Below are 15,502 nucleotides of genomic sequence, written 5' to 3'. Positions count from 1 at the left end.
TCTTACATAATCAAATGAAACAATTTATTTTCAAGTTACTTTAAGTAAATTTGCACCAAAATTTTAATTGAAATGGAGAAAGTAAGAGTACGTTTTGCTCCAAGTCCTACCGGACCTTTACATTTGGGAGGCGTAAGAACTGCATTATATGATTACCTTTTTGCTAAAAATCAAGGGGGAGAATTTGTATTAAGAATTGAAGATACAGATACCGCCAGATATGTAGAAGGAGCTGAAGAATACATTGAGGAAGCTTTAGAATGGTGTGGAATCATCCCGGATGAAAGTCCTAAGAAAGGAGGAAAATTTGCCCCTTACAGACAGTCTGAAAGAAGAGATATCTATGACAGATATACTGAACAGATCTTAAAAACAGATTATGCTTACATCGCTTTCGATACAGCAGAAGAACTGGATACTGTACGTGCAGAATACGAAGCAAGAGGTGATGTTTTCTCTTATGACAATAAAACAAGAAACAGTTTAAGAAACAGCCTTGCTCTTTCTGAAGAGGAAGTTCAGAAATTATTGGATGAAAAGACGCCTTATGTGGTAAGATTCAAAATGCCTGTAGACAGAGTATTGAATCTTGAAGATATCATCCGTGGAAAATCATCCGTAAACACCAATACATTAGATGATAAAGTTCTGGTAAAAAATGACGGAATGCCAACTTACCACTTTGCAAATATCATTGATGACCACGAAATGGAAATCTCTCACGTAATCCGTGGTGAAGAATGGTTACCATCTCTTGGACTACACACTTTATTATATGAGGCAATGGGTTGGGATGCTCCACAGTTTGCTCACCTTTCTCTAATCCTGAAGCCTGAAGGAAAAGGAAAACTAAGCAAAAGAGATGGTGATAAATTCGGATTCCCTGTTTTCCCACTTGATTTCAAAGATCCTGCTACAGGAATTGTTTCTAAAGGGTACAGAGAAAACGGTTACCTTCCTGATGCTTTCATCAATATGGTCGCTTTATTAGGATGGTCTCCGGCTGACGATAAAGAAATTCTTCCTGTAGATGAAATGATTAAGGAATTTGACCTTCATAAAGTTCACAAGGCAGGAGCAAGATTCAGCAAAGAAAAAGCAGAATGGTTTAACCACCAGTATATTCAAATGAAATCGAATGAAGAGCTTCTTGAAATGCTTAAGAACTCTGATCTTGATCTTTCCAATGCTTCGGATGAAAAGCTTTTAAAAGTAATTCCTTTAATGAAAGAAAGAGCTACTTTCCCGAAAGACATCTATGAAAACGGAAAGTTCTTCTTTGAAGCTCCAACTTCTTATGATGAAAAAGCTTCTAAAAAAGCATGGAATGACGAAACATCTGCTATTTTAGGTGAATTGGCGGCTTTATTTGGATCTACAGACTTTGTTGCAGAAACATTAAAGCAAACTATGCATGATTTTGCGGAAAACAAAGGCCTGGGAATGGGTAAAGTAATGATGCCGCTTCGTTTATCTTTAGTAGGAGAATTGAAAGGACCAGATGTTCCGGACATTCTGGAAATCATTGGTAAAGAGGAAAGTATCGCCAGAATAAGCAATGCTATAAATAATTTTAAATAAAATTACCATAATTTTTCATACATTTGAAAGATTTAATTTACTTCAAGAAATGGAATATTTAAGTTTCGAACTTCCTATCAAAGAATTGATGGACCAATACCAGACGTGTTCTTTAGTAGGAGAAGAAAGTGGTGTTGATGTAAAATTAGCATGCAGCCAGATTGAGGATAAGATTTTAGAAAAGAAAAAAGAAATCTATAGCAATCTTACACCTTGGCAAAGAGTACAACTGTCCCGTCACCCGGATCGTCCTTATACACTGGACTATATCCACGGAATGGCAGATAAAGGCAGTTTCTTAGAACTTCATGGAGACAGAAATTTCGCTGATGATCCGGCAATGATTGGAGGATTGATTACCCTTGATGGTCAGAGAGTGATGATCATAGGAACTCAAAAAGGAAGAACGACTAAGGAAAGACAGCACAGAAGATTCGGGATGCCTAATCCTGAAGGATACAGAAAAGCTTTAAGATTAATGAAGCTTGCTGAGAAATTCAACATTCCTGTAGTTACTTTAGTAGATACACCGGGAGCTTATCCAGGATTGGAAGCTGAAGAAAGAGGACAGGGTGAAGCTATTGCAAGAAATATTTTTGAAATGGTTCAGCTTAAGACTCCGATCTTCACTTACATCATTGGTGAAGGAGCAAGTGGTGGAGCATTAGGAATAGGTGTAGGTAATAAAGTATATATGCTGGAAAACACATGGTATACTGTAATTGCACCAGAAAGCTGCTCTTCTATCTTATGGAGAAACTGGGATCACAAGGAAGATGCTGCTAACGCATTAAACCTTACTCCACAGGATGCTTTAAGAGAAAAGTTCATTGACGGCATTATTGAGGAACCACTTGGAGGTGCTCATTACGACCAGGAGACCACTTATTTGAACTTGAAAAATTCAATTTTACAAAATATCAAAGCTTTCGCCAAATTTACAGGACAGGAGCTTGAAACCCAGAGACAGGATAAATTCATTGCGATGGGTCAGTTTAAAGGATAAAAATAAAAAGGTTAAGAAAATTTCTTAACCTTTTTTACTTTAGTTTTCTTCCTCATTAATCAGCAACATTGAGAGCAATCTCTACATCCTGAGTAATTTTCTTTAGTGAAGAATATTTTGCATCACATACCATAGTGGTCAGCACATATTCTCCTTTATCAATTAAAATAAAGTTTTCTCCTCTGGCAGGAACACTTAAATTATAATATTTTTTACCACTTATTTTCACAATCAGATTACAGCTTGATCTGTTTTTAATATTGATGTAAGCCTCATTCTTATTAATATCATTATTAAAAAGATGGGTAAGCATCGCTGCCGTTTTCTTATTGGCTTCACTTGGTTCAGATTTAACTGAAGATCCGGCACTTTTTGCAGTTCCCGCTGAAGCATAAGTTGCCAGTCTTTCTTCTTTCAATGCATTGATAGCATTATTTACTTTATCTGTATTCTTGGTATTATTGGCTGTGGCTGATTTATTAGTTGCTTTATTTGCTGCTATTACTTTTCCGCTGTTCAGTTCATTATTTTTAACAATATTTTCAATTTTTTCCTTGCTGATTGGCTTTATAGTAGGCTTTGCTTCAGGAGAATTATCTGCCATGATGATTTCCATCAACCTTTTTTTGAAGAAGTCTGTTCGCGCGTGTCCGGGATTTTGTTTAATGAATCCTGCAATCACTCTTGTTTCCTTTGAAGTCTCAGCTTCCTGCTCGGTGTAAATAATCACAGTTTCTTTTTCAACCACAGCTTTAGATTTTGTTTTTTTCTTTTTTTGAGAAAAACCAAGAGCAAAAAGGCATACAAAAAGGAGAAGGAAGATTTTTTTCATTAATCAAATCTTTAAAATAGTATTAAATATATTAATAACGTGAAAAGTCGTTTTTTAGTTTATCATTAAAATCATTATCTTTGCACTGCTTTAAAATTAAGCTAAAAATTAATACTAATCTTAAATAAAAAATAATAGATATTATGTCTTATACACCAGTTGCTGCAGACGTAGCTAAATTAAGAAACCAAACAGGTGCAGGTATGATGGACTGCAAGAAAGCTCTAGTTGAAGCTGAAGGAGACTTCGAAAAAGCGGTAGATATCCTTAGAAAAAAAGGACAAAAAGTTGCTGCTAACAGAGCTGACAGAGAATCTACTGAAGGTGCTGTAATCGCAAGAGTAAATGAAGATAACACTTTAGGTGCTATTATCTCTTTAAACTGTGAGACTGACTTCGTTGGTAAAAACGAAGCTTTCATCGAGCTAGCTTACGAATTAGCTGAAATGGCAATCTTCGCTGCTACTAAAGAAGAATTATTAGCTACAGATTTCCACGGAATGACTGTTGCTGAAAAATTAATTGAGCAGACAGGTGTTATCGGTGAGAAAATCGAAATCGGTACATTCGAAAGAATCGAAGGACCATTCCTAGGAGCTTACATCCACGCTGGAAACAAAATTGCTGCTATCACTTCACTTTCTGCAAAAGTAGACGGAGCTGACGAAGTTGCTAAATCTGTTTCTATGCAAGCTGCTGCAATGAACCCAATTGCTCTTGACGAAACTAAAGTTTCTCAGGAAACTATCGACAAAGAATTAGAGATTGAAAGACACAAACTTACTGAAGAAGGTAAGCCTGCAAACATCATCGATAATATCTTGAAAGGTAAAATGCAGAGATTCTACAAAGACAACACTTTGGTACACCAGGATTTCATTAAAGATTCTAGTATCTCAGTTGCTGACTATGTAAAATCTGTAAACGGAGATCTAAAAGTAACAGGATTTGTAAGAGTTAGCTTATAATCCAACTTTTAAAAATATAGAATCCCGGTGAATTTTTCATCGGGATTTTTTTATGGGTTCCTTCCTCAAATATGAACATAAAATGACGTAAATTTTAAATATTCAACAATTATACTCTAAACCGGAAAACCAAACTTTTTTTCTATAAAATTGCGATTATTAATACTTAAATTTGCGGCCCTTATAGTAACGCATGAAAAAATTTCTACTCGCTTTTTGCACTTTTTTTTGTTTATTAGTTAATGCCCAATTGGATACAGAACACTGGTTTGCACCTATGTCTGCAAGTAATCTTCAGGGCACTCCAAAAGGTTATCTTTACCTGTCTACTAATGAAACAGTACCTTTCACAGTACAGATCTTTAATAATAACAATGTAATTGCTACAGTACAGCTCAGCAAAGGAAATCCTGTAAAGCAGTCTATTTCCAATAATATGATGATTGCATCTACAGCAGCCAGTCTGTTTACTCCTGTTTCAATGGGATTACATGTTAAAGGCAGTAAGAAATTTTTTGCCAGCTACAGATTTGTAGTGAAGGATCAGGCAGAATTTATTACTTCAAAAGGGCTAGCCGGTCTTGGAAAAACTTTCTTTGCTGGAGTTGTTCCCATTACATCTGCTAAACCCTATGTAAATTCCACGATTGGAATTACAGCTACAGAAGACAATACCACTGTAACTTTATCCGGATATAATCAGAATGTTGTATTTTCTGACCTACTATCTGCACCATCAAGAACTTTCACAATTAATAAAGGGAAATCTTATATTTTTGAGGCACAAAGCAACCTCAGTTCTAACAATTTAAAAGGACTGGTAGGTGCAAAAATTGTTGCTGACAAGCCCATTTCTGTAACCAATGGGAACTTTAACAGTATCTATACAACAAAAAACAGTACCAATGTTGACGTGTTGATGGATCAGGCCGTTCCTGTTGAAAGATTAGGAAAAGACTTTGTAATGGTAAAAGGAAACGGGCCTGCCAATTCAGGAATGGAAGCCGCTTTAGTAGTTGCTACAGTAAACAATACTAAACTTACAGTAAACGGAAATCTTCTTGGCAGCGTTACTCTTAATGCAGGAGATCACTACCTGGTACAAGGAACCGATTATATCAGCCAGGTTAACGGAAACTTTAATATGAGTATTTCCGCAAACAATAATATATATGTATATCAGCTCCTTGCAGGGACCTCTACGGGAAATATTTATGCTACAGGAGGCATGAACTTCATCCCACCTCTAAGCTGTTTCTTACCTACGGAAATCAATGAGATTGGATTCATTAACGAAATAGGAAATGATTCTTTCAATGCAAGGCTTAATATCATTACCCAAACCGGAGCAACAGTAACCGTTAACGGAAATCCTATTACAACTAACGGACCTGCACCTGTAACAGGAAATCCAAACTGGGTTACCTACTCTATCCCAACTGTGTCCGGTAACATTACAGTAAACTCAACCAAACCCGTCACCGCAGGCATTGCTGCAGGAAATGGTGCTGTAGGATATGGTGGATATTTCGCTGGTTTTTCTTCTATTCCGGTAATTACCAAAACTGGTGACTGTTATAATGGTGTACTTTTGCAGGTAGAGCCTGGCTATGATCTATATAAATGGTTCCTTAATGGAATTGAAATCATTGGGGCTACAGCTCCAACCATCAATCCTGACTCACACGGACCTGGAATTTACACCTGTGAAATCACTAAAAACAGCTGTGAGACAAGACTTACCGCAGAATATGATTATACCCCATGTCCGCCAATTACAACTACAACTTATGATATTGGATCTTGCAATACGAAAGTACTAACACCTGCATTTACCAGTTCAACTCAACCTGTAGTTCCTTCCAATACAAGTATTATTGTACAACCAACTAATGGAACTGTTGCCGTCAACCCAACAACAGGACAGATTACTTATACTCCCAACCCAGCTCTTACAACAGATTTTACTGATACCTTCACGTATTATATCCAGGGAAATGGTAATCCTGCAGCATTTGAATATTTCAAAATTGTAGTGAACACTCATGTGCTTACAGTAACGAATGATGTTCTATTTTCCTGTGCTGACGTGAGTGGCAACGGAACTTATAATCTGAAAACAGCAAGTATCAGTACAATTCCGGGAATTACAGTAGGCTACTTTACAAATGCTAATTTAACCGGACCTATTGCCAATCCTCTGAATTATAATGGTCCTGTCGGAACAGTATATGCCAATGTAACTTCTTATGGATGTTCTAAAGTGGCCGCCATTACTCTTAATACATTTCCTGTACCTGTAATTAATACCACTAGTTTCAATGCAAACAGCTGTGCAAGTGATATTGATGGAAGTGTGCATATCAATTTTAACAATGTTACTCCACAGATTGTGGCCAATTCAGCTATTTTCACTGTAAATTATTATCTTAATCAAGCTGATGCTATTGCAGGAAACAGTAATACACTTCCTGCCAACTGGAACTATACAGCCAATACTACAGTATACGTAAGAGCAACAGGAAATTCGGGAAGTTGCCCGCCGGTATTCGGACAAATCAATTTCACTATAGGAAATAAAGTTTCATTAATTACAAATAATGCTAAAACAGATGTATGTGATAATGATATTAACGGTTCAGAAAACATAAATCTTAATGATTATAAAGGTATGTTTACTGTTGATCCGGCTGTTATTTTATCATTCTACTCATCTGCAGCTGATGCGCAGGCAGGAACTAATCCAATATCAGCATCTCAGACTATTACATCTGCAGGAGGTATTTATTATGTAAGATTCCAAAGTAATACTGCATGTCCCAATACAGGTGTTTTAACACTTACATTAAAAACACCTAGAAAATCTACAACACTTCAGGATCAGATAATCTGTTCCAATGAAAAAATCCTTTTGGATGCAGGACCTGGATTTTCATCTTATTTATGGAGCAATGGGGCAACCACCCAAAGCATTAGTGCTTCTGCTGGTAATTACTATGTAGATCTTGGATTTAATGGCTGTGTATACCGTCAGCAGGTAAAAGTTAGCACTGCCCAGGCTCCTGTTATTTCAAAAATAGAAGTTTCAGGGACTACAGCAACTGTTTATGTAACCGGTGGAACCCCTCCTTACAGATATTCATTAAATGGTGTTGACTATCAACCTTCCAATGTTTTTACAGGGTTATCAAGAGGTACTCATAAGGTGTATGTGTTAGGTTCAGACGGATGCCGCCATGTAACCAAAAGCTTCCTGATTATAAATCTTATCAATACCATTACTCCCAATGGAGATGGAATAAATGATCTCCTGAATTATTCAGAATTAGGTATAAAACAAAATGTATCCATAGAAATCTCAGACCGATATGGAAATCCAGTATATAAATCTTCTGACAAAAATTATATCTGGGACGGAAAATCAAATGGAAGAAGTCTCCCTACCGGAACTTATTGGTATGTCATAAAATGGATTGAGCCAGATACCCAATTACCAGTTTCGTATTCAGGATGGATTTTAATTAAAAATCGGGAATAATTTTTAACTTTTATTTACATTTTATTAAAAGTATTTGATTTTTTATTTTAATTTTGTAGAAATCCTAATTCCATACACATGAAAAGATTTCTACTCAGTTTGGTATTAATTTTTTTTACAATTAATACTCTCTTCGCGCAAAGGGATACTGAACACTGGATTGCACCTTATTATACAAACCCTGTGGGTGGTTATAATAATAAGGTGTATCTATCTACTGATTCTACCACTCCCTTTCCCATACAAATATACAGTGCCAATACTCTGCTTGGTACCGTTACTATTGCTAAAGGAGACCCCAAAACATTTGATGTGGATGAAACCATTATCTCTGCCAGTGGAGTAACCGATGCTTTTGTTGTAGGCACAAAAGGACTTTATCTGAAAGCAGAAAAGCCTTTCTATTGCAGTTTACGACTTGCACAGGGCTCACACGGCGAAATTATTACCAGTAAGGGTAAAGCAGGTATCGGTAATCTGTTTTATGTAGCATCCAGCCCCAATACAAGAGAAAGTGGAGCCAGCACAGATAATTTTACAGCAGGAATTCTTGCTACAGAAGACAACACCAGTGTTACTGTAAGCTGGAACACTCCTGGAGTAAAATTCGTTAATGGTAGCCCACCTTTACAAACTCATGCTTTTGTTTTAAACAAAGGACAATCTTTCATTTTTGCGGGAAAAACTGATGATGCTCCAGGTATTAATAACAAAGGCTTCATTGGTGCTAAAATTGTTACCACTAAACCTGTAACACTTACCAATGGTAGCTGTAATGGTAACTTCTCCAGCAGCCCTGGTGGTTCCGACCCTATCTTAGACCAGTCTGTACCTGTAGACCGATTAGGGAATACTTTTGCTATGGTGAGAAGTAAGTCTGAAGACCCTACTCTAAATATGGAAGGAGGTATCGTTATTGCCACAGAAGATAATACTGATATATTTATCAACGGATCCAGTACTCCTATTGCAACCCGAAACGCCGGAGGCTGGTATAGAATTGACGAAACCAACTATGCTGTACAGGGTGGTGGAGCTCACCGTAATATGTTCGTTTCTACATCCAAAAATGCATACCTATATCAATTCGTTGGAACTGACAGTGATGCAACCAACGGATTCAACTATATCCCACCATTGAACTGTTTCTTACCGAGAAAAATTGATGAGATCGGTAAGATCAATGAAATGCCTGGTATTGCTACCACATCAATTAAATTAAAACTTAACATCGTAACTGAAGTTGGTGCAACTGTATTAGTAAACGGAGTTGCTCCTACTCCTGCTCAGGGACCGTATTTTTTAACAGGAAATACTCAATGGGTAACTTATTCTTTGGAGAACTTCCCACCAAACCTTACCATTACTTCTACTAAGGCAGTAACTGCCGGGATTAACGGTGGATACAGCTCTGCTGGATACGGTGGATATTTTGCAGGATTCTCCTCAGTTCCTGTAATTGCAAAAAATCAGGAGACTGTGTTCCTGGAATCGTTCTGCAAGTAGATGATACCTATGATACTTACCAATGGTTCCTTAATGATGTTGCCATTCCTGGCGCAACTACTTATACCTATGCACCAACACAGCCTGGTTATTATACTGTAAGAGTAACGATGGGAGCTTGTCAATCACTTACAACACCTATCTATAAAGTAGTTAACTGTTTAATAAAGACTACTAAAGAAGAGCCGGCTTGTTCTACGAAGGTTATTACTCCAGCATTCTCTTCTTCAACACAAACCCCGGTAAAGAGTACCATAAAAATCCTTACTCCTCCTAGTAATGGAACGGCAGTAATCAATGCAGACGGTACAATTACCTATACACCAAAACCTAATTTTGAAGGAACAGATAAAATAGTTTATACCTTCTGTGGTGATTCTGCAGATTTTATGGACTGTGAGGAAGTTACCCTGAACCTGGTTGTTGTACCTTTCACTGTAAAAGATGCTACTATTAAAGCTTGTTGGTATGATGTTGCACCTTATGCTTATTTTGACCTGACTAAGGCTAACGTTACAGATTATGGAAATTCAACAAAAAAATATTACCGTACTTTAAAAGATCTTACTGCGGGAATTAATGAGATAACAGCAACAACTAACTATCCAGCAACAGGAGGATTTGTATATGTAAAAATTACTACAGATCAAGGATGTACGGCGAATGCTAAAATTGAGCTTATCCCACTTCCTATCAAAAAATCTCCTATTCTTGTAGATAAATATATCTGTATTGATGCTAAAACAGATCTGGATGCAGGATCTGGATACGATTCTTATCTATGGAGCACAGGAGCTACCTCTTCAGGAATCAGAGGTGTAGGAGTAGGTGAATACAGTGTAATTCTTGAGAAAAACGGATGCTCTATTACACAGGTAGTAAGAGTAATAAAAGCACCGGACCCTGTTATTCAGCAAATTGAAATTAACAATACTACAGCTACGGTAATTGTAGCAGGTGGTAAGGCTCCTTACAAATATTCAGTTGACGGAACTACAAACTGGCAAGATTCTAACACATTCAATGGATTAACAAGAGGTCAGCATAAATTCTATGTAAAAGATGCTTATAACTGTACTCCTATTTCAGCAGAAGTTACAGTTCCTAATTTATTGAACGCTATCACGCCTAATGGAGATAACATCAATGACTATATTGATTACAGCGATCTTTCTTATAAGGATAATCTTAGCTTTGTAGTTTATGACAGATATGGAAATATGATATTTACCGGAAATAAATTCAACAATTACAAGTGGGACGGAAGACATTTCGACAAAAAGCTTGTAACTGGTACATACTGGTATCACGTTTCCTGGAATGAGGCTAACAAAGAAAAAACAGAGATCAAATATACCGGCTGGATTATGGTAAAAAACAGAGAATAATCATCCGGATGTAAAACTTTCAAAACCACGATTTCAAAATCGTGGTTTTTTTATTGTATTTTCAATATTTCAATACTTTTTATTGTTAAATTTGTGATAAATACCATCACTGAATGAAGAAAGTTCTATCTTTTTTATTTATATTTTATATATTCACCTCTACTTTTGCTCAATTAGACAGAGAACATTGGTTTGCCCCAATGGTAGACAGATCAGGAGCATCTTCTCCCTATCAGAAACTTTATTTATCTACCAGCAGAACAACACCGTTTCCGGTAAATATTTATAACAATAATATTCTGATCGGAACTGTAAATATCAGTAAAAATAATCCGCAGAAATTTGATGTTTTAAGAAATTATATTATTACCACTCAGCAGGCAGATTTATTTACACCTACTACAAAAGGGCTATACTTAAAAGCTGAATTTCCATTTTATGCGAACTTAAGGTTTTCAGTATTTAATCATGCTGAAATCATTACTTCTAAAGGAATTCCTTCAACAGGAAAAAGTTTCTTTGCAGCCTCCGTCCCTATCAGTGTAAATAATGATATTCTGAATTTTATGACCAGTATTCTGGCAACAGAAGATAACACTACTGTTTCTATTACCGGTTACAGCCCGCTTGTACAATTCTCAAACGGGACAACAGGAGCTACTAATCCTACTATAAACATTGCTTTAAACAAAGGCCAGTCCTATATTATTGACGGTATTGGAAACATTACCGGAAACTTCGATGGATTTATTGGAGCTAAAATCACATCAAATAAACCTGTTAATGTCACCAATGGAAACTTCAATGGGCAGTATGCAGGAAATTTCCCTACCAGTTCTGATATTTTAATGGATCAGGCTGTACCTGTTGACAGGCTCGGAAGTGAATTTGCTCTCGTTAAAGGCAACGGAAGTATTGGAGCCAATATGGAAGGAGCTGTGATCATTGCGACCCAAGACAATACACAGGTCTATGTAAACAATGAATTAACACCTATCGCTACACTGAATACAGGAAAATATTTTGTAATTCCAGATACTAAATACAGCCTCCAAGGTACTGGACATTATAATTTATATATCAAAACATCCAAGAATGCCTATGTTTACCAAATTTTAGCAGGAGATTCAAATCCTGGAAGTGAAGTAGCTACCGGAGGGTTTAATTTCATCCCTGCCTTAAATTGCTATCTTCCTAAACAGATTAATGAACTGGGTTTTATCAATGAAAATTTTGTTCATACCAATGTTAATCCTTCAGGAGTTCTTAATATTCCCACAAAACTGAACCTTGTTACAGAAAAAGGAGCCATTGTTACAGTAAATGGTGGTACTCCACCTGCCTCTACAGGGCCCTATGATATGACAGGTACGAATAATTGGGTTACTTATGGCATTCCTAATGTTACCGGGACAATTACTATAATTTCCAGTAAAGCCATTACTGCAGGAATCACCGCAGGAAGTGACGCTGTAGGATATGGAGGTTTTTTTGCCGGTTTTCCAACACAACCCGTAATTTTAAAATCCGGAGGGAACTGTATACCCGGAATTGTACTTACCGTAGACCCCATCATCTATGACAGCTACCAATGGTACAGAAACGGAATAGCAATTTCTGGAGCAAACAGCTCTTCCATCACTCCTACGCAATCCGGTTATTATACCTGCTCTGTAACAATGGGAAGCTGTGCCCCTTTAGTTACTGAACAGTTTAAAGTTACAAACTGTACAAAGCTGACAACTACAACTTATGATGTTTGTACTTCACAAACCATTACCCCTGTCTTCAGTAACTCACCACAAACACCGGTACCATCTACAGTAGCTATTACAACTCCACCAGCATTAGGTACAGCAGTTATAAACCCTACCACAGGGGTTATTACCTATACTGTTAATACTCCCGGTACAGCAGGAAATGATACATTCACCTATACTTTCTGTGGAAATGATCCAGACTTTCCTGATTGTGAAACAGTGACTGTAAACATCAATATTAAAGCCATCATTCCTACCAATGCAGTATTATTTGCATGTGATGTAAACGGAAAGGGAACATTCAACCTTACCACAGCCAGCGTAACAACAAGCAATCCTGTAACCAAAACCTATTATCCAACTCTGGCAGACGCACAAACAGAGAACGCCTTAGCTTTAATTACCACCCCTGACGTTTATTCAGCAGCCAACGGAACAACTGTTTTTGTTGTGCTTAAAAATACACTTGGATGTAAAAGCATTGCCCAAATAACACTGTCCCTTTATAATAAAGCAACAGTAACAGATAATTATAATGGTACATTCTGTGATGACAATTTCGATGGAACTGTAAATATCATCCTTTCAAATGTTACGCCCATTATTCTTAATAATCCCAATTATTTTACAGTCAGATACTATGCAAATTTAGCTGATGCAAATGCAGGAAATGCCAATACTCTGCCCAATAACTGGAGTTATACTACAACCACAACAATCTACATTAGAGTAGATTCTCCTGATGGATGTACCCCTGTCGTTAAGCCTCTAAAATTCAGTATTGGAGATAGAATAAAGGTAGCAAACCTGGCAGTGACGGAAAGTGTATGTGATGATGATCTGGATGGAATAAAAACGGTAACTCTTGCTCAATTCATTCCTCTTTTTACTTTGGATCCGAATGTTACTTTCACTTTTCACGGAAGTTTAGCTGATGCTCAGAATAAAGTCAGTCCATTAGCTGCAACGGCAAATATTACTACATCACAGACATTTTATGTCCGTTTTGAAAAAAATGGAGTATGCCCGGAAGTAGCTTCCCTTAAAATCACCATTAAAATTCCTAAATCATCGGCCCTTCTTAAAGACCAGATCATTTGTCCGAAAATGACAACAACACTGGATGCAGGTCCTGGATTTGATAAATATTTATGGAGTACCGGAGCTACTACACCATCCATTACTAATGTTTTTGCCGGAAGCTACTGGGTAGAGCTTACCTCTAACGGATGTACCTACAGGCAGAATGTGAATGTTACAGAATATACCATCCCAATAATCACTTCCATTGAAATTGATGGTACAACCGTAAAAGTTGGAGCAAGTGGCGGCAATCCTCCATATGAGTATTCTTTGGATGGAGTTATATGGCAAACCTCAAATACTTTCTACGATGTTCCAAGAGGTCCACATTATGTGATGGTAAGAGATTCTAAACTTTGTGGAGAAGCAAAAAAAGAATTTGCTATTATTAATCTTATCAATACCATTACCCCTAATGGAGATGGGCGCAATGAGACTATAGACTATTCTGCATTAATGTCTCATGAAAATCTTGTATTCAGAATCTTTGACCGGTACGGAGCTGAACTTTTCAGGGGCACCCGTGAAAACAAATTTACCTGGGATGGAAGAGTTGGTGGAAGATATACTCCTACAGCCACTTACTGGTACTTTATCAGCTGGACGGAATATGGATCCACAGTTTCCATAAAATATTCAAGCTGGTTATTGGTAAGACACAGATAAATAAGTACAAAAAGGCTGAAAGAAAGCAATATTCTTTCAGCTTTTTACAACATACCCCGGTTCTGTTTTGAATTTAAAATACATTTATAACATTCATTAACAATTCAATACTAAAGTTTAATATAACTTTAACCACTATTCTTTATCTAATTAAGCACAAATTGCTGTATTTCTATGTAATTTTGCCAATTATATGAAGAAACTGTTTACTCTGTTGCTACTGATTTTTCTGGCAAAAATCAATGCTCAAATATATTCCGGAGAGGTATTTCTGAGAGATAACTCTATCCTTTATCTCAACCAGGTATATGTTACCAATCTGAATACGCAAAAAACTGTACTTGCTGACTACAATGGTAATTTTAATGTTCCGGCCAACCCCGGAGATGTTATCCGTTTTACCTCTATTGTTACGGAAAGAAAAGACATTAAGATGACTCCTCAACTATTAGCACAGAAAAACCTTGTAGAACTGAAAATAGCCTATTATGAGATCCAGGAGATTGTACTCAGCAGGTTCAAACCTACAGGAAATCTCAGATATGATGTAAATTCCCTTAGAAAAGAAGATAAAGCATTGGCCATTAAAAAAGTGATCGGGCTTCCTCAACCTAAAGGAGACGGAACACCACCAGAACTTCCCGTGGCCGGATTAAGGGATGGTGGGCTTACCTTCAGCCTTGAAAGCATTTATGACATGCTTTCCGGTGAAAGAAAGAAAAAACAGCGTTATCAGGCTTACGAGAATATGAATAACTCTATTACTCAAGTCAAAAACTATTTAGGAAAGGATTATTTTACGAAGTTTAAGATTCCTGAAAATCTGATTGATAATTTTTTACAATTTGTCTATACCTCGGAAAACATACAGCCTTATGTATTGGCAGGAAACTTTGAAGCTATAAAAATTCCTATTGAAAAATATATGCCTATTTATCAGAAGAGATTAAGGAACTCTCACCTTCAGGAAGTTGTTGCCCCACAACCAACACAACCAACACAACAAGTTCAACAAACTGAACAAGCTCCACAAACTGAAAAATAACAATTCAGATTTATATAAAAATCCATGTAGTGATGCATGGATTTTTCTTTTATTCACGCCAGGAACATCTATTATCAGTCATTCAAATTTTATCGAATAAATTCCATTTATATTCAAAAATATTTTTAA

The 15,502-nt window shown here is 36.8% G+C and carries 9 protein-coding genes; 8 read left to right on the top strand and 1 reads right to left on the bottom strand.

What is annotated here, in order from left to right; translation table 11 throughout:
- Positions 1-72 precede the first annotated feature (72 nt).
- Together gltX and BOQ64_RS05780 are read left to right on the top strand one after the other, a co-directional pair.
- Complete coding sequence (gene gltX, locus BOQ64_RS05785; RefSeq protein ID WP_129054137.1) at positions 73-1,581, top strand: glutamate--tRNA ligase; 1,509 nt, start codon at positions 73-75, stop codon at positions 1,579-1,581.
- Between the two features lie 49 nt (positions 1,582-1,630).
- On the top strand, positions 1,631-2,587 hold the full coding sequence (locus BOQ64_RS05780) for an acetyl-CoA carboxylase carboxyltransferase subunit alpha (protein WP_129054135.1): 957 nt from the start codon (positions 1,631-1,633) through the stop codon (positions 2,585-2,587).
- Positions 2,588-2,642: 55 nt separating this feature from the next.
- Here BOQ64_RS05780 and BOQ64_RS05775 read toward each other — a convergent pair whose 3' ends face one another.
- Entirely contained in the window at positions 2,643-3,419 is a 777-nt protein-coding gene (locus BOQ64_RS05775) for a DUF6759 domain-containing protein (RefSeq protein WP_129054133.1), read from the bottom strand.
- Positions 3,420-3,562: 143 nt separating this feature from the next.
- Between BOQ64_RS05775 and tsf the strand changes: the two genes are divergently transcribed.
- From tsf to BOQ64_RS05750, 6 genes are all read left to right on the top strand, one after another.
- Complete coding sequence (gene tsf, locus BOQ64_RS05770) at positions 3,563-4,387, top strand: translation elongation factor Ts (protein WP_129054131.1); 825 nt, start codon at positions 3,563-3,565, stop codon at positions 4,385-4,387.
- A gap of 250 nt (positions 4,388-4,637) precedes the next feature.
- Positions 4,638-7,925 (top strand): gliding motility-associated C-terminal domain-containing protein, encoded by a 3,288-nt coding sequence (locus BOQ64_RS05765; protein ID WP_164975765.1) that lies wholly within the window; start codon positions 4,638-4,640, stop codon positions 7,923-7,925.
- A 78-nt stretch (positions 7,926-8,003) separates the two neighbouring features.
- Positions 8,004-9,431 carry an IgGFc-binding protein gene (locus BOQ64_RS23745; RefSeq protein WP_228448233.1) on the top strand — a complete coding sequence of 476 codons (1,428 nt, stop codon included), beginning with the start codon at positions 8,004-8,006 and terminating at the stop codon, positions 9,429-9,431.
- Positions 9,432-9,541: 110 nt separating this feature from the next.
- On the top strand, positions 9,542-10,819 hold the full coding sequence (locus BOQ64_RS23740; RefSeq protein WP_228448232.1) for a gliding motility-associated C-terminal domain-containing protein: 1,278 nt from the start codon (positions 9,542-9,544) through the stop codon (positions 10,817-10,819).
- A 113-nt stretch (positions 10,820-10,932) separates the two neighbouring features.
- The gene (locus BOQ64_RS05755; RefSeq protein ID WP_164975764.1) at positions 10,933-14,328 is read left to right on the top strand and encodes a T9SS type B sorting domain-containing protein; all 3,396 of its coding nucleotides are present in this window, start codon (positions 10,933-10,935) and stop codon (positions 14,326-14,328) included.
- Between the two features lie 193 nt (positions 14,329-14,521).
- Positions 14,522-15,373 (top strand): hypothetical protein, encoded by an 852-nt coding sequence (locus BOQ64_RS05750; protein ID WP_129054128.1) that lies wholly within the window; start codon positions 14,522-14,524, stop codon positions 15,371-15,373.
- Positions 15,374-15,502 lie beyond the last annotated feature (129 nt).

This window comes from Chryseobacterium sp. CH25 (assembly GCF_004119455.1).
In the GTDB taxonomy this organism is placed as follows: Bacteria; Bacteroidota; Bacteroidia; order Flavobacteriales; family Weeksellaceae; genus Chryseobacterium.
This window is presented reverse-complemented; position numbering and strand designations above follow the sequence as displayed.